The sequence below is a fragment of the Actinoplanes sp. NPDC026619 genome (genome assembly GCF_040638295.1).
Lineage (GTDB): Bacteria > Actinomycetota > Actinomycetes > Mycobacteriales > Micromonosporaceae > Actinoplanes.
This window is the reverse complement of record NZ_JBEZYA010000005.1, coordinates 132,438-147,889: the sequence shown is the minus strand read 5'-3', so window position 1 is coordinate 147,889 and position 15,452 is coordinate 132,438. Positions and strand designations below refer to the sequence as shown.

The window sequence follows — 15,452 nt, the reverse complement described above, 5'->3', positions numbered from 1 at the left end:
GCCCTCCACCGGGTGAGTGAGCGGCCGGTTCCACCGGCCGCCCGGGAGATCAGGCGATCCGCCCGGGGCCCCTCCACAGCGACGCTGATTCCCGTCAGCAACGCACACGGAGGGAGTCCAAAAATGGTCATCGAGGTGACGAACCTCCACAAGAGCTACGGGCGCACCGTAGCCGTCGACGACGTGTCGTTCACCGTGGAGCAGGGCGAGATCTTCGGGATCCTCGGCCGTAACGGCGCCGGCAAGACCACCACCGTCGAATGCCTGGTCGGGCTGCGGGCGCCGGACCGTGGGCAGATCCGGGTGCTGGGCCGGGACCCGCGCCGCGACCACGCCGAACTGACCCGGCGGGTCGGCGTGCAACTGCAGGACAGCCGGCTGCCCGACCGGCTGCGGGTGGGCGAGGCGATGCGGCTGTACGCGTCGTTCTACCCCGAGCCGGCCGACCCCCGGGACCTGCTGGCTCAGCTCGGCCTGCGGGACAAGGAGAAAACCCCGTACGGCAAATTGTCCGGGGGTCAGAAACAGCGGCTGTCGGTCGCGCTCGCCCTGGTCGGGCGGCCCCGCATCGCCGTGCTCGACGAGCTGACCACCGGCCTGGACCCGCACGCCCGCCGCGACACCTGGGACCTGATCGCCGGCATCAAGACCACGATCGTGCTGGTCACCCACTTCATGCCGGAGGCCGAACGGCTCTGCGACCGGATCGCGGTGATCGACGCCGGCCGGGTCCTGGTCACCGGCACCCCGGCCGAGATCGTCAGCCGGGCCGGCCACACCGACCTCGAGGACGCCTTCGTAGCACTCACCAGGAGAGAGCCGTGACCCTCATCGAACTGAAACTGTTCCTGCGGGAGAAGTCGGGGCCGGCGTTCGGCGTCGGGCTGCCCCTGATCCTGCTGATCGTCTTCGGGAACCTGCCGTTCTACCGGGAGCACCGCGACGACCTCGGCGGACGGACCCTGCTGGATGTCTACGTACCCATCCTGGTGGTCTTCGTCCTGGCCATGCTCGCCACCAACGTGCTGCCGCCGGTGCTGGCCGGCTACCGCGAGAAGGGCGTGCTGCGGCGGCTGCGCACCACCCCGGTCGGCCCGGTCCGGGTGCTGGCCGCCCAGCTGGTCATCACCCTGCTGACCGCCGTGGTGTCGGTGACCGCGCTGCTGCTGGTAGCCCGGTTCGCGTTCGGCGTCCTGCTGCCCCGGCAACTCGCCGGTTTCCTGCTCACCACCCTGCTGGCCGCCCTCGCACTGATCGCGATCGGTCTGCTGGTCAGCGCGGCCGCCCCGACCGGCCGGGCGGCGAGCGCGATCGGCGCCGCCGTGTTCTACCCGCTGGTCTTCCTCGGCGGCCTGTTCCTGCCGGTGCAAACCATGCCGGCCACGCTGCGGCACGTCAGCCGGGCCACCCCGATGGGCGCCGCCGTCACCGCCATGCAGGACGCCACCAACGGCCACTGGCCGCACTGGCTCGCGTTGCTCACCCTGCTGGCCTGGGCAGGCGGCGCGGGGCTGCTGGCCACTAGATTGTTCCGCTGGGAGTAGGTGACGAAAATGCAGAGTCGGCAGATGGCCGAGTGGGAGGACCGCTCCCGGCCGCTGGTCACCGTGGTGCCGTACGTGATCCTCGCCCTGCTGGCCGTCGCCGTCCGGCACGACCGGCTCGGCCTGGTCCTCTGCGCGGCCGCCGCGGTCTGGAACCTGGCCCTGTTCACCGTCCACCCGCCGTGGCGGCAGCGGCGCGCCGTGATGGAGGTGTTCCTGGCCGGCCTGATCGTCTTCGGCCTGGTCATGGCGTTCCGCACCCCGTGGTTCGGCCTGTACTCCCCGGCGCTGTACTTCTTCGCCTACCGCATCATCGGCTGGCCCCGCGAACTGCCCTTCATCGCCGGCGCCGCCCTGGTCGCCGGCACCGCCCAGGCCACCGGCCTGGACTACGACACCTGGGCCGGGCGTGTCGCCTGGCTCGGGGTGGTGGCCGCGAACATCGTGCCGATGTGCCTGCTGGCCTGGGTCGGCGAGCTCGGCCTGCGGTACCACTCCCGGATGACCGCCGCCCTCACCGAGAACGCCGCGCTCGCCCACCGGGCCGGTGTCCTCGACGAGCGGGCCCGGATGGCCCGGGAGATCCACGACACCCTCGCCCAGGGCCTGACCGGCATCGTCACCCAGCTGCAGGCGGCCGAACACGTCGCCGACGACCCGGCCGCCTGGCGCCGCCACCACGCCGCCGCCACCGCCCTGGCCCGGGAGAGCCTCACCGAGGCCCGCCGCTCGGTCGACGAACTACGCCCCGAACCGCTGGAGACCGGCCGGCTCGCCGACGCCATCACCGAGGTCGCCGCCAGATGGTCCGGCCGGCACCGCATCCCGGCGCAGGTCACGGTCACCGGCGACACCCGCACGATGCCGCCCGCGGCCGAGGTCGCCCTGCTCCGCACCGCGCAGGAAGCCCTCGCCAACGTCGCCAAACACGCACCCACCGCCAGCCGGGTCGGCCTCACCCTCTCCTACCTGGACCACCAGACCGCGCTCGACGTCCGCGACGACGGCGACGGGTTCGACGCCGTCGAGGGAAACGGCTTCGGGCTCGAAGCGATGCGCCAGCGCATCGAGGCACTCGACGGCACCCTGCAGATCGAATCAGAGCGAGGCGGGGGCACCGGCATCTCGGCCAGCCTGCCCACGGAGGCAACCACGTGACCGACCCGATCAAGCTGCTCATCGTCGACGACCACCCCGTCGTCCGCGACGGCCTGAGCAGCATGTTCGCCCGCGACCCCGAATTCACCGTGGTGGGCGAGGCCGGCGACGGCGCCGAAGCGGTCCGCGCCGCCGAGGCCCTCGCCCCCGACGTCATCCTGATGGACCTGCGGATGGCCGGCATGGACGGCGTCACCGCCATCGGCGAACTCACCCGTCGCGGCATCCCGGCCCGCGTCCTCGTCCTGACCACCTACGACACCGACAGCCACGTGCTGCCCGCGATCGAGGCCGGCGCCACCGGCTACCTGCTGAAGGACGCACCCCGCGACGAACTGCTGCGCGCCGTCCGCTCCGCCGCCCGCGGCGAGGTCACCCTCGCCCCCGCGGTCGCCGCCCGCCTGATGAGCCGGCTGCGCACCCCCGCGCCGACCACCGGCCCGCTCAGCCCCCGCGAACTGGAAGTGCTGCGCCTCGTCGCAGCCGGCAACAACAACCGCGAAGCCGCCGCGAAACTGTTCATCACCGAGGCCACCGTCAAGACCCACCTGATCAACGTCTACGCCAAACTCGACGTCAACGACCGGGCCGCCGCGGTTGCCGAGGGCTACAACCGCGGCCTGCTCGGGCGCCAATAATCGGGCCGTCAGTTACCGACCCCGAGCGCCGACATGAACGCCGACGGGTAGCGGTCCCCCCGCGCCGCGCCCTTCGGCACCGCCGTCTCGATCTCTGCGAGATCATCGCCGGACAACTTCACCTCCAGCGCCGGCAACGCCTCATCAAGCCGCTTGCGGGACCGCGCACCGACCAGCGGGACGATGTCATCGCCCTGCGCCGCCACCCACGCGATCGCCAGCTGCGCCACCGAGCAGCCCTTCGACGCCGCGACCCGCCGCAACGCCTCCACCAGGGCCAGGTTGTGCCCGGCGTTGTCGCCGGAGAACCGCGGGCTGTGATTACGCGGATCCCCCGCCCGCCCCGGCGCCCAGTCACCGGACAGCAGACCCCGGCTCAGCACCCCGTAGGCGGTCAGGCCGATCCCCAGCTCCCGCAACGTCGGCAGCACCTCGGCCTCGACAGCGCGCGACAACAGCGAATATTCAATCTGAAGATCAGCAACCGGGTGTACGGCGTGAGCCCGCCGAATCGTCTCCGCGCCGACCTCGGACAACCCGAGATACCGCACGTACCCGGCGTCGATCATCTCCTTGATCGCCCCGACCGTGTCCTCGATCGGCACCGACGGGTCCAGCCGCGCCGGCCGGTAGACATCCACGTACTCCACGCCCAGCCGGGTCAGCGAGTACGACAGGAAGTTCTTCACCGAATCCGGCCGGCTGTCCTGCCCCGCGAACCGCATCCCCGGCGCCACCTGCTGCCCGAACTTCACACTCAGCAGATAGCTGTCCCGGTCCCGGCCCCGCAACGCCTCCCCCAGCAGCATCTCGTTGTGCCCCATGCCGTAGAAATCGCCGGTGTCGATCAGCGTGATCCCCGCATCCAGCGCGGCATGCACGGTGGCGACGCTCTCCCCACGATCAGCCGGCCCGTACGCCCCCGACATGCTCATCGCGCCCAGCCCGACCGCGGAAACCGTGGGACCGGCGTTACCCAAGGTGCGTGTCTGCATCACGTACTCCCTCGTCGTCCTTCGTCTTTCCACCACCCTGCGCCGAATCCGGGCCGCCCGGGAGCGGAGCGCTCATCGTGGGAGCGCCACTCCCTGGATGCGCGACCGGCCCGCGAGGCAGCATGGAGACATGCAGCGTGAGCAGCTCGCCGACTTCCTGCGCCGACGCCGCGAGGCCATCCGCCCCGCCGAGGTCGGCATCGCCGACGGCCCCCGCCGCCGCACCACCGGCCTGCGCCGCGAAGAGGTCGCCATGCTCGCCGGCATGTCCGTCGACTACGTCGTCCGCCTCGAACAGGGCCGCAGCAGCCAGCCCTCCACCCAGTTGCTCGGCGCCCTGGCCCGCGCCCTGCGCCTGACCGACGACGAACGCACCCACCTGTTCCACCTCGCCGGCCACCAGCCCCCACCCGCCGCCGGCGTCGCCCGCCTCGCCCGCGCCGGCCTCGTGCGCATGCTCGACCTGCTCGTCGACACCCCCGCCATGGTCCTGTCCGACCTCGGCGAAGTCCTCGCCCAGAACCGCATGTCGATCCTGCTCACCGGCGACCACAGCAACCTGGCCGGCGACCGCCGCTACGTCGCCTACCGCTGGTTCACCGACCCCCGCGCCCGCGAGATCCACCCACCCGACGAATGGGAACGCCACGCGAGGCAACAGGTCGCCGACCTGCGCGCCGTCACCGGCCGCCGCCCCGGCGACCCGATCGTCACCGGCCTCGTCGACCGCCTCCAGGCCGCCAGCGACGACTTCCGCCGCCTCTGGTCCGAACACCAGGTCGCGGTCCGCCGCGCCGACCGCAAAACCATCGTCCACCCGCGCGTCGGCCACCTCCTGATGGACTGCGAAACCCTGGTCACCCCCGACCTCGGCCAGGAACTGGTGGTGCTCACCCCCGCCGACGACGAAACCCGGGAAAAGCTCCAGCTGGTACGCGTACTCGGGGTCGAAGAGTTCCCGGCCGCCGTTTAGCCTCCCTGCCTTATGAAACTGCTAGTTCGGGGCGGCCCGCAAAGCCACCTGCGAACAGGTCGTCCGCGACCGGTTCGGCGACCGCGCCCTGATCGCCCGCCCCGGCCTGATCGTCGGCCCGCACGACCAGACCGAACGCTTCCCCTACTGGCCGCGCCGCTTCCAACGCCCCGGCCCGGTCCTGGCCCCCGGCGCCCCCACCGACCCGATGCAGTACATCGACGTCCGCGACCTGGCCGCCTGGCTGGTCCGCACCAACACCACCGGCACGTTCAACGCGGTCACCCCGACCATGCCGATGTCCGCCCTGATGGACGCGTGCGCCGCCGCCACCGAGCCCCGCGAACTGATCTGGGTCCCGACGGCCGAGCTGCTGGCCGCCGGCGTGGACCACTGGATGGGCGTCCCACTATGGATCGGCGACCCGGAGTGGAGCGCCGCCAACCTGATCGACGCCAGCGCAGCCCACACGGCCGGCCTGACCATCCGCCCCTTGATCGACACCGTGCGCGACGTGACAGCGTGGGACACCGAGCGCGGCGGCCCCACCGACGGCCAGGAACCCCTGTCCCCCGACGACGAACATCTGCTGCTCACGAAAACCGGCCAACTGCCGCTCTGAAGCGCGGAGCCCTCCGCTCGTGTCCGGCGAGGAGGCCGTCACCCAGCGTGCGGCCTCCTAACTCAGGTCGATCCGGAGGTTGTCAACCCAGCACCAGGCCAGCGCCCTGGAGCTCACTTTCCACCCGGATCCGCTCGATGTCACGGTCCATGCCTTCGAGCGGCCGGAGGTGCTCGGTGATGCCCAAACAGTGGCAGGCGAGGACGAGCCGGTCGTCGTACGCCCGCTCGACAGCAGCCAGCCACGCCTCAGACTCATGAGCTGACCCCCGGCGCTGCCGGGTGAGCCGCCGCAGTTGGTGGGCGATCTCCTCGATCGAGGGCGGCGGGCGGTCATCGGACGCCGCGAGGAGCTCGTCGAGCGCGGCCAGACCGGACTTCCGTGACTCTGAACTCGAGCGCGCGCGGCGGAGAATAACTCTCCGGGTCGCCCAGGCCACCCTCGACAACACAAAAAGCGCCATCGCCAGGCCGACAAGAAGGCCACCACTCCCGATCACCTCGACGACCAAGGTGCCGGAATCCCAGGACGTCCCGGCTCCGGCCGCGGCGAACCCACCCGACCTGCTACGCATGAAGGGCAACAGGATCGACCCGAACACGGCAGCCGCGGTCAATAGAGCGCCGCCCTGTCCGCGCAGGATGGCACGCAGCTTCTTCAGCCCTCGGTCACGATGCGCGGACACCGCACCGGTCGCCACCGCCATCTCCGCGGCCGCCGTTGCCCGGGAGACGTCGCCCAACTCGATCAGCACCACCGCCCGGCGCTGCTGAGGAGTCAGACGCCGCAGCGCCGCATGGAGGTCCTCCGCCATGATCCGTTCAAGGGCAGCCTCGTCCGCCGGCCGGGACGACCGGGATGCGACCGGACCACGGACGTCTTCGAGCTCATCATGATCCGGTCGCTCCCCGGTGAACCGTTGTCCCTCGTAGACGGCACGTAACACGTAACGGCGAGCAACGGTGAACATGTACTGGCGGGGATTGTTGATCTCGTTCCATCGCTCGAGCACTTCAGCGACGGTGTACTGCACGACATCGTCGGCGTCCATCCGGCCGGACGGGACGTCGTATCGCTTGAGCCGCGATCGCGCGAAGCAGTGCAACTCACTCAGAGATGCCTGCACGAAATCGTGCGCCGAGACGCCAGAATCAATGACGGTCACGGCCGCCCTCCCCACCCGGCCAGGTGTACCCGCACGAGCTGGCCCGCGCCATCGGACAGCAGCCGTGGCAGGCAGCCACGGCAACCCGCTCATCAGCCTTCCGGCGACACCAGGCCCCGGCGGCCGCTACCGCCAAGCTTCCCAGCCGCAGCACCCAATCCGCTACGTTCGACCATTGCTGCCCGTCCACGTCCACCCCCAACAGGTGACCGCGCCGGGCATCGAGCGCGCCGGCGTCCTCACCTTCTACGGGCATCGAGACACCGAATTCCGTTACACCCGAGCAGGAACGTTCAAATCAGTTCGGTCGGGTGAAGGTCGCACGCCAGCGGAGCAGCAGCGGGTCGGCCGGTGCCGGGACCTCCTCGACCGAGACCGGGACCACGCCGCCGGCGGCGAACGCGTCCACCTCGGCGCGGGTCAGTGGCCACGGCGGGCCGTCGCCCTCCTCGGTGGAGGCGGCCGCGGCCAGGACGAGCAGGGCGCCGCCGGGGGCGACGAACCCCGCGATCGTCGCGGTCACGCCCGCGCGCAGCGAGCGCGGCAGGGCCTGCACGGTGTTGCTCTCCACCACCAGGTCGAACGCGGCCGCCCACTCCGGCGGCGGGGTCAGCAGGTCGGCGGTGCGGTAGTCGACGGTGGTGTCGGGGTGGCGCTCCCGGGCCGTACGGATGGCGGTCTCGGAAATGTCGAAAGCGGTCGTCGCCCAGCCCAGCCCGGCCACGAACTCGGCGTCGCGCCCCGGGCCGCAACCCACCACCAGCGCCCGCCGCCCCGCACCGGCCGCCAGGCCGGCCGAAACCAGGTTCGGCGTCGCCGCCGGTTGATCCCACGGCACCTCCGCGCGGCCCTCCTCGGCCTCCGCGTAGAGCCGCTCGAACCAGCCGGTCGCGTCCCCCGCGGCCGGCGACGCCGCTGACAGGCGCTTGGTGTCCTCGCTCATCGGTGAAGTATCGCCCGGTCAGCGCGGGCGCCGCCCGGTCGAGGGCGACGCCCGCGGGTTCCCTCGCACGGAGCAACGATCCCCGGAACAGACGTTAGGCGCGCTGCCGGTCGCGCGCCTCGGCCGAGGGACGGACCCGGAACGGGGTCGGCGGTCCGGCCGAAAACGGCAGGCAGTCGTTGATTCCTTTCTGGTTTTGGTCGTCGTGCCGTGACCGGGCGCACGCCGCGTAGAGCGTCCTAGGATGAATGCTTCGGTGGGGGCCGAACTGCCGGTGGGACATGATCGGGGCATGGACGGAGCGGAAGACCTTGCCGCGTGGGCCGGGCTGCTCGCCGACCGGACCCGGGCGTCGTTCTGCCTCGCGCTGCTCGACGGGCGGGCCTGGACCGTCGGTGAGCTGGCCCGGCACGCGGGGGTGGCGATCTCCACCGCCAGTGAGCACGCCGATCGGCTGGTCGGGGGCGGGCTGCTGGCGCAGGTCCGGCAGGGGCGGCACCGCTATCTGCGGCTGGCCGGCCCCTCGGTGGCCGCGCTGATCGAGACGGTGGCGGCTTTACCCCGCAGCGCCGGTACGCCGGTCAGCACGCTCGCCGCCGCGCACAAACAGCGGAACCTGGCCTTCGCCCGTACGTGTTACGACCACCTCGCTGGTCGTCTCGGGGTGGCGATCGCCGACGCGATGGCCGGGAACGGGTTTGTCACCCGTACACACGGATTGGCCTTGACCTCGCGCGGTGTCGCCTGGCTCGGGTCGCTCGGGATCTTCTTCGACAAGCCGGGGCGCCGGCCGGTGCTGCGCGACTGCCTCGACTGGACCGAGCGGCGCGAGCACCTCGCGGGGGTGGCGGGCGCGGAGATCTGCCGGCACGCGTTCGACGCCGGGTGGATCGTGCGGATCGGCAGTGGGCGGGCGGTCAAGCTGACCGGGCCGGGCGCTGCCGCGCTCGAGGAACAGCTCGGGCTGGTTATCGGCGCTGCGGGGGCGGACTCACCCGGCGCAGCTCCCGCAGTGCCTGCCGGCGCACGTCACCGGTGAGGGTGTCGATGTAGAGCGTGCCCGCCAGGTGGTCGGTCTCGTGCTGCAGCGCGCGGGCCAGGAAGCCGGTGCCCTCGATGACCAGCGGCTCGCCGTGCTGGTCGAAGCCGCGCGCGGTGACCGCCATCGCCCGTTTCGTCGGGAAGCCGAGGCCGGGCAGGGAGAGGCAGGCCTCGTCGTCGTCCTGCTCGCCGGCGAAGTCGGACAGCACCGGGTTGACCATATGGCCGACCTGGCCGGCCACGTTGTAGGAGAACACGCGCAGGCTGACGCCGATCTGCGGGGCGGCGACGCCGGCCCGGCCGGGCTCGCGGACGGTGTCTTCCAGGTCGGTGACGAGGGCGCGCAGCTCGGCGTCGAACGCCGTGACCGGGTCGGCCTCGGTGCGCAGAACAGGGTCGCCGAAGATGCGAATCGGCCGTACGGTCATGGGCCTAAGGCTATCGGCTCGTTACTCAGCCGGCGAAGAGGGCCAGTTGCTCGGCGGCCAGCAGTTCGCGCAACTTGGTCAGGGAGCGGCGGGTCTGGCTCTTCACCACGCTGATCGGCAGCTCGAGGACGTCGGCGACCTGCTCGACGCTGTAGTCCTCGAAGTAGCGCAGGATCACGATCGCCCGGTCCCGGGCCGGCAGCCGGCCCAGCGCGTCGAGCATGGTCAGGCGCAGCTCCGGATTTTCCCGGTAGGCCGGCTCGTGCAGCACACCCGGGGTCGACTCGGTCGAGGACCGGCGCCGGCGGTGGTCCAGCCAGGCACGGAGCAAAATCTTCTGCGCGTACGCCACCAGGTTGTCGGCCTGCACGGCCCGGCGCCAGCTCAGGAACAGTTTGGTCAGCGCGGTCTGGGTCAGGTCCTGGGCGAGGTGCCAGTCGTGGCACAGCATGAAGGCGGTGTTGCGCAGGCGCTCGGCATGAGCGTTCGCGAACTCGGCGAACTCGTCGTCGTCGGTCATTCGGCCAGCACCGGCACGCTCGGGAACCGTTTGGATGCCGCGCTGACCAGTTGCGCGTCCATCGTGACGCCCCAGCGCGGGTCGGTGGCGACCCGGACCGCCTCGTCGGGAGTCAGCGCCGGCCGGGAGCGTTTCGCCGCGGCCTCGGCCGCCAGGCAGGTGGGCACGTCGACCTCGACCAGCGTGCCGTCCGGCCACTCGGCGTCGACCGTGGTGCCGGCCTGGCAATCGCCCGGATTGTTGCTGATCATCACGGTGGCGGTGCCGCCCCGGGACAACTGGTCGCCGAACGGGGCGTTCTTGGCGACCGCCACCCGGATCATCGCCGGGCCCCGGCCGTCGTCGAAGTACAACTGCACTCGGAGATCATCGTCCGGCGTGACGCCGAAATGACTCGTCCGTCCGGGTGGTAATAGCTGTGTCAGAAGGTGAAGCATGGCCGCAGATGTCGCTTTCGTACGCGTTCCATCGGCACGCTCTGTGCCACTGTGGACCGTTAAAGTACGCGCCTCACGGGCCGGCATCGGGCTGGCCGGGGCGGCTGGCACGCTTTGGGGAGACAGCGCGTCGGGCCGGGTGAGATCGTGATCACCGAGCACGACGCCGCCCCCGGCGAGCAGGGCGATCACGGCCGCGAGCGACCCGAACAACTGCAGTCGCCGCCGTCGCCGCCGCAGGCGCTGACCGTCGCGGATCGCGGCGCCGACGATGTCACCCAGCGGCGGCGGGCGCTCGGCGTGCAGGTCGGCACGCAGCAGCGCCCGCAGATCCTCGGTCAACCGTCCTTCACCCGCCCTTCACACGCATGGACGCAGTGATCGGGCCCTCAGGTGACAGCCGAGACCAAAAATTTGTCATACCGGGGTGGCAGGGTGAATTTCGTGCCGAAGACGCAGTACTACACCGCTACGACGATCGACGGCTACATCGCCGATCCCGACAATTCGCTCGAGTGGCTGTTCGCGGTCGACGAGGGGCGCGAGGACGAGTCCGGCGCCAACCCGTTCGCCACCTTCTTCGCCGGCGTCGGCGCGTTCGTCATGGGCGCCACCACCTACGAGTGGATCCTCGATCACGACTCGCTGCTGACCGAGCCGCAGAAGTGGCAGGGCTACTACGGCGACGTGCCCGCCTGGGTGTTCACCCACCGCGACCTGCCGCCGATCCCGGGCGCCGACATCACGTTCGTGCGGGGCGACGTGCGGCCGGTGCACGAGGCGATGACCGAGGCGGCCGCCGGGAAGAACGTCTGGGTGACCGGCGGCGGCGAGCTGGCCGGCGCCTTCGCCGACGCGGGCCTGCTCGACGAGCTGATCCTGGGCGTGGCCCCGGCCACCCTCGGCGCGGGCGCGCCACTGCTCCCCCGCCGCCTCATGCCGTCCCGCCTGTCCCTGACGTCGGTCGAGCAACGAGGCCAGTTCGCCTACCTGACATACACCCTGGCACCCCCGACCACCTGACGTCAGGGGCCGGCCAAGGCTGCTCGGATCGGGGCGGCCTTGGCTGCTGCCTCCTCCACTTCCGCGGTGGGGTCGCTGTCCCAGGTGATGCCGCCGCCCGCCCAGGCGTGGACGTGGGTGCCGTCGACCGCGACCGTGCGGATGCTCAGGCCCAGGTCGAGGTGGTCCGGGCCGATCCAGCCGACGGCGCCCATGCTGACGCCGCGGCCGACCGGCTCCAGCGCCGCGATCTCGGCCAGGGCCGCCAGCTTGGGCGCGCCGGTCACCGAGCCGCCCGGGCAGACCGCGCGCAGCAGGTCGGCCAGGTCCAGCGGCGACTCGATCGGGGCCGAGACCACCGACTCCGCCTGCCACAGGTCGACCCAGCGGCGTACCGCGAACAGCTCGTCGACCGTGACCGGGCCGAGTTCGGGCAGCCGGGCGAGGTCATTGCGCTCCAGGTCGACGATCATCACGTGCTCGGCCCGCTCCTTCGCCGAGGCGAGCAACTCCCGGCGGCCCGGACCGGTGGCCGGGCGGGTGCCCTTGATCGGCCGGGTGATCACCCGGCCGTCGCGGACCTCGACCAGGGTCTCCAGCGACGCGGTGGCCAGCGCCCAGCCGTTTCCGGCCAGGACGCCGCCGTAGCGGGCGCCGGGCAGCTCTGCCACCCGGCGCAGGGCGGGCGCCGGATCGCCCCGGTACGGCGCGCTGGCGTGGCCCACGACGTTGACCTGATAGACGTCACCGCGGCCGATCGCCTCCCGCACCGCGTCGACCGCGGCGGCATGCTCCGTCGGCGTCCAGCTCGGCGTCCACTGACCCAGGTGCCAGCCGGAAACGTCGCGTTCATCAGCGGATTGCGCAGAGGGCTCACCATCGAGGCAACACACCTCGTCGAAGGAGCAGGCAGATGGCGATCCCGGGCTCTCCGCGCGGTCCGTGGCCGGCGCCGCGGCCGCGGCTCCCCCCGCTGCGCCGGCCCGACCGGCATTCGCCGCGTCCGGCGACCTGATCGCCGCCGGGTCGGCCGGCTCTCCCGCCCCAGCGGAAGGCCCCGGCTCGTCGGCGGTGTGGACGTAGACGACGGCGTAGACGTCCGGGATCCCGGGAACGGGGGTCGATGGTCCGGGTGGGCCGCCGGCCATTACGGAACCGGCGGCGGCGGATACGTAGAGTGCCGCTCCGCAGAGCGTGCCAGCGCCGGTCGGGTGAACTTGGATGGCCGTTCGGCCAATGTTTCGCACTGGCAGTCCGTTGTCGGCGAGGAACGCGGCGACAAGCTTCGCAGGGTCACCATCGTCACAGCAGAACCATTCGAACGCTGTTAACGCACGGTGACGGCCCTGGCAGGACGCCGGAGCGCCCGGCGGCGGACACATTGGAGGTGTCGGGAAGTGGTCGCGATACCCGCTTCCGTGGACCATTTGAACCGAGGATTCTTTCAATGTGACGCCGTCACCCGCCCAATCCGCCGTCGTTCGGATTGAGGTAACGTCCGTCACCGTCGTTGTGAATCGTCACACACAGCCCCCTGACCGGAGACCCCCGATGTGCCAGCACCAGACGCAATGTCCCAGCTCCGAAGCAATGGACCGCGAAGCGGCCCGCATCCTCGCCGCCTTTCCCGAGCAGGGCTGGAGCCTGCTCTGCAACGGCGTGATCATTTTCGAGGACACCGGTGAGATCCTGCCCGACGGCACGATCCTCGAACCGCACCGCGGCCCCGCCCGCCACGCCCTCGCGGCCTGAGCGGGCCGCACCGGCCGAGACGGCAGAGCTGCCGCCTGGCATGAGCCCTCCGCCGCTACGCACAGTAGCCGCGTGACTCTACGAGCTCAACGCCGAGCATCACTCACCGTTCCTTCCACGACCCCGCGAACAACGACGACACGCGGCGGGCGCCGATTCCCACGGCCAAAAACAGCCCGCCGCAACCGCCAACTGCATATTTTGCCGCCTCGCCGCAGCTCGCTCCGCGACAGCTCGCGTCGACGCCGACCGGTGGGAGAGGGCGGCAAACGAGAACGGGAGCCCGGCGACACTGCCGAGGCTCCCGTTCACGCCTTCCAGGGGTCAAACGATCTTTCACGGGCCGGAAGTGACGCCGGTTCCCTTGAAATCGGGCTCTCAGACGTCCGTCGAGGGCTCACTTTCCTTGAAATCGGGCCCTCGACGGCGGCAAGGCCCGGCGAAGCCCCGGTCCCTTGAAGTTGGGCTCTCGAACGGCCGTGGAGGCACCGGTCTCCTTGAAATCGGGCTCTCACCAGCCTCGGCGGCCGTTCTTCGGGACTCTGGGGCCGGCTTGGCGGGGGTCAGATCTGGTAGGTGGCTACCGTGGCCTGCAGCTCGGCTGCGGTGCGGGCGAGGTCGGCCGCGGTCTGCTGGGTCTCGGTGGCGCCCTCGGTCACCTGGCGGGCCGCGTCGGCGACGCCGGTGATCGTCTCGGCGATGTTCGCCGTGCCCTCGGCGGCGTGGCCGACGCTGCGGGAGATCTCGGCGGTGGTGGCGGTCTGCTCCTCGACCGCGGCGGCGATCGTGGTCGTGTAGTCGCTGATCGTGGTGATCACGCTGCCGATCTGCTGGATCGCGCCGACCGCGTTGCCGCTCTCCGCCTGGATCGCGCTCACCTGGGCGGTGATCTCCTGGGTGGCCCGGGCGGTCTCCATGGCCAGGTCCTTGACCTCGGAGGCGACCACCGCGAAGCCCTTGCCGGCCTCACCGGCGCGGGCGGCCTCGATGGTGGCGTTGAGCGCGAGCAGGTTGGTCTGCTCGGCGATCGACGTGATCATGGCGACGACGGTGCCGATCTGGGCGGAGGCGTTGCCGAGGCGGGCGACGCTGGCGTTGGTGCTCTCCGCGGTGCGGGCGGCCTGCGCGGCCACCCCGGCGGCCTCGTTGGCGTTGTTGGCGATCTCCCGGATCGAGACGCCCATCTCGTCGGCGCCGGCCGCGACCGTCTGCACGTTGTGCGAGACCCGCCCGGCTGCCTCGGAGACGGTGCCGACCTGCACCGCGGTCTCCTCGGCCGACGCGGAGAGCTGCAGGGACACCGCCGACAGCTCCTCGGAGGCGGACGCGAGCATGGTGGAGCTGCTCTGGATGCGGCCGACCATGCCGGCCACCGCGCCGGCGGTCTCGTTGAGCGCGACCGACATGCGGCCCACCTCGTCGGCCGAGGTCACCTCGACCCGGGCGGTCAGGTCGCCCTTGCCGATGCGCTCGAGGGCGTCGACACAGCGGGACAGCGGCTTGACGATCAGGCGGGCGGTGAAGGCGGCCAGGCCGACCGCGAGCAGGGTGCTGACGATGACGATCATGAGCACCCAGTGCTTGGTGGACTGGTAACGGTCCTCGGCGGTGGTCATCTGGGCGGCGCCGGCCTGGACGGTCAGGTCGGCGAGGGTGGTCAGGTTGCTGCGGATGGCCTTCATCGCGGTGGCCAGGTCGCCGCTGCGGAGCTTGGCGACGGCGGTGGTGTCGCCGGCGGCGGCGAGCGGCAGCAGCTTGGCGTCGACCAGCGTGTCGTACGTCTTCCAGGCGCTCTGGAATCCGTCGACCGCGGTCTTCTGCGGGGCGCCGATCGGGTACGCCTCGTACTCGGCCGAGTAGCTCACGACCTGGCTGTCGGCCAGGTCGATGGCGGACTTGGCGGTGGCCCGCTCGGCCGCGGTGGCGGCGAGCTGGTAGGCGTCGAGGCCGAGCCAGTCCCGGTTGACCGCGGCCCGCAGGTTGCCGATCGAGTTCAGCTCCTGGTTGTGGCCGTAGACGGCTTTCACCTGGTCGTTGGTGCTGCCGAGGCTGTCGAGCGCGTACGCGCCGTCGATCATGCCGAAGGCGGCGACCACGCCGACCGCGATCATGATCTTGGTGCCGACCTTCCGGTCGGTCAGTATGCGCAGCTTCGGCACCCTCAGCACCCCATCAGTCGGTTGGTTCGTCCGACTGTTTCTCTCGGCACTCCCCCCGTCTGATGGTAGGGAGTG

At 71.2% G+C, this 15,452-nt stretch carries 18 protein-coding genes; 10 read left to right on the top strand and 8 right to left on the bottom strand.

Annotated features, from left to right (window positions below; all coding sequences use genetic code 11):
• Positions 1-123: 123 nt before the first annotated feature.
• Genes AB0E90_RS13615 through AB0E90_RS13600 form a run of 4 tightly spaced genes read left to right on the top strand, consistent with a single transcriptional unit; the run spans position 124 to position 3,340 of the window.
• On the top strand, positions 124-825 hold the full coding sequence (locus AB0E90_RS13615; RefSeq protein ID WP_360403664.1) for an ABC transporter ATP-binding protein: 702 nt from the start codon (positions 124-126) through the stop codon (positions 823-825).
• A complete protein-coding gene (locus AB0E90_RS13610; protein ID WP_360403662.1) occupies positions 822-1,544 on the top strand; it encodes an ABC transporter permease in 723 nt (240 codons plus the stop codon). The genes AB0E90_RS13615 and AB0E90_RS13610 overlap by 4 nt, the downstream gene beginning before the upstream one ends.
• Positions 1,545-1,553: 9 nt before the next feature.
• Positions 1,554-2,702, top strand: coding sequence for a sensor histidine kinase (locus tag AB0E90_RS13605; protein ID WP_360403660.1), 1,149 nt, complete (start codon positions 1,554-1,556; stop codon positions 2,700-2,702).
• Entirely contained in the window at positions 2,699-3,340 is a 642-nt protein-coding gene (locus tag AB0E90_RS13600) for a response regulator transcription factor (RefSeq protein ID WP_360403658.1), read from the top strand. The genes AB0E90_RS13605 and AB0E90_RS13600 overlap by 4 nt, the downstream gene beginning before the upstream one ends.
• A gap of 8 nt (positions 3,341-3,348) precedes the next feature.
• On the opposite strand, the gene AB0E90_RS13595 is transcribed toward AB0E90_RS13600, so the two are convergent.
• Positions 3,349-4,335 (bottom strand): aldo/keto reductase, encoded by a 987-nt coding sequence (locus AB0E90_RS13595; RefSeq protein ID WP_360403656.1) that lies wholly within the window; start codon positions 4,333-4,335, stop codon positions 3,349-3,351.
• Positions 4,336-4,465: 130 nt separating this feature from the next.
• Between AB0E90_RS13595 and AB0E90_RS13590 the strand changes: the two genes are divergently transcribed.
• Complete coding sequence (locus tag AB0E90_RS13590) at positions 4,466-5,308, top strand: helix-turn-helix transcriptional regulator (RefSeq protein ID WP_360403654.1); 843 nt, start codon at positions 4,466-4,468, stop codon at positions 5,306-5,308.
• Between the two features lie 208 nt (positions 5,309-5,516).
• The gene (locus tag AB0E90_RS13585; protein ID WP_360403652.1) at positions 5,517-5,930 is read left to right on the top strand and encodes a hypothetical protein; all 414 of its coding nucleotides are present in this window, start codon (positions 5,517-5,519) and stop codon (positions 5,928-5,930) included.
• A gap of 82 nt (positions 5,931-6,012) precedes the next feature.
• On the opposite strand, the gene AB0E90_RS13580 is transcribed toward AB0E90_RS13585, so the two are convergent.
• Both AB0E90_RS13580 and AB0E90_RS13575 read right to left on the bottom strand, forming a co-directional pair.
• A complete protein-coding gene (locus AB0E90_RS13580; protein ID WP_360403650.1) occupies positions 6,013-7,188 on the bottom strand; it encodes a sigma-70 family RNA polymerase sigma factor in 1,176 nt (391 codons plus the stop codon).
• A 205-nt stretch (positions 7,189-7,393) separates the two neighbouring features.
• On the bottom strand, positions 7,394-8,038 hold the full coding sequence (locus AB0E90_RS13575; RefSeq protein WP_360403648.1) for a class I SAM-dependent methyltransferase: 645 nt from the start codon (positions 8,036-8,038) through the stop codon (positions 7,394-7,396).
• A gap of 292 nt (positions 8,039-8,330) precedes the next feature.
• Here AB0E90_RS13575 and AB0E90_RS13570 point away from each other — a divergent pair, with 292 nt between their 5' ends.
• Positions 8,331-9,077 carry a winged helix-turn-helix domain-containing protein gene (locus tag AB0E90_RS13570; RefSeq protein ID WP_360403646.1) on the top strand — a complete coding sequence of 249 codons (747 nt, stop codon included), beginning with the start codon at positions 8,331-8,333 and terminating at the stop codon, positions 9,075-9,077.
• Here the strand turns inward: AB0E90_RS13570 and AB0E90_RS13565 are convergent.
• From AB0E90_RS13565 to AB0E90_RS13555, 3 genes are read right to left on the bottom strand one after another with little or no spacing between them, the layout of a single operon-like run.
• Positions 9,007-9,507 (bottom strand): peptide deformylase, encoded by a 501-nt coding sequence (locus AB0E90_RS13565; protein ID WP_360403644.1) that lies wholly within the window; start codon positions 9,505-9,507, stop codon positions 9,007-9,009. The two genes, AB0E90_RS13570 and AB0E90_RS13565, sit on opposite strands and share 71 nt — an antisense overlap.
• A gap of 25 nt (positions 9,508-9,532) precedes the next feature.
• On the bottom strand, positions 9,533-10,027 hold the full coding sequence (locus tag AB0E90_RS13560; protein WP_360403642.1) for a SigE family RNA polymerase sigma factor: 495 nt from the start codon (positions 10,025-10,027) through the stop codon (positions 9,533-9,535).
• Positions 10,024-10,386: a hypothetical protein gene (locus AB0E90_RS13555; protein ID WP_360403640.1), complete on the bottom strand. Its 363-nt coding sequence runs from the start codon at positions 10,384-10,386 to the stop codon at positions 10,024-10,026. The genes AB0E90_RS13560 and AB0E90_RS13555 overlap by 4 nt, the downstream gene beginning before the upstream one ends.
• A 225-nt stretch (positions 10,387-10,611) precedes the next feature.
• Between AB0E90_RS13555 and AB0E90_RS13550 the strand changes: the two genes are divergently transcribed.
• Together AB0E90_RS13550 and AB0E90_RS13545 are read left to right on the top strand one after the other, a co-directional pair.
• Positions 10,612-10,845 carry a hypothetical protein gene (locus AB0E90_RS13550; RefSeq protein WP_360403638.1) on the top strand — a complete coding sequence of 78 codons (234 nt, stop codon included), beginning with the start codon at positions 10,612-10,614 and terminating at the stop codon, positions 10,843-10,845.
• Between the two features lie 63 nt (positions 10,846-10,908).
• Positions 10,909-11,487, top strand: a complete 579-nt coding sequence (locus AB0E90_RS13545; protein WP_360403636.1) for a dihydrofolate reductase family protein — start codon at positions 10,909-10,911, stop codon at positions 11,485-11,487.
• 2 nt (positions 11,488-11,489) lie between these two features.
• Here AB0E90_RS13545 and AB0E90_RS13540 read toward each other — a convergent pair whose 3' ends face one another.
• Positions 11,490-12,614 (bottom strand): chorismate-binding protein, encoded by a 1,125-nt coding sequence (locus AB0E90_RS13540; RefSeq protein ID WP_360403634.1) that lies wholly within the window; start codon positions 12,612-12,614, stop codon positions 11,490-11,492.
• A 403-nt stretch (positions 12,615-13,017) separates the two neighbouring features.
• Between AB0E90_RS13540 and AB0E90_RS13535 the strand changes: the two genes are divergently transcribed.
• Positions 13,018-13,218: a DUF5999 family protein gene (locus AB0E90_RS13535; protein WP_360403632.1), complete on the top strand. Its 201-nt coding sequence runs from the start codon at positions 13,018-13,020 to the stop codon at positions 13,216-13,218.
• Positions 13,219-13,781: 563 nt separating this feature from the next.
• Here the strand turns inward: AB0E90_RS13535 and AB0E90_RS13530 are convergent.
• Entirely contained in the window at positions 13,782-15,377 is a 1,596-nt protein-coding gene (locus AB0E90_RS13530) for a methyl-accepting chemotaxis protein (protein ID WP_360403630.1), read from the bottom strand.
• Positions 15,378-15,452 lie beyond the last annotated feature (75 nt).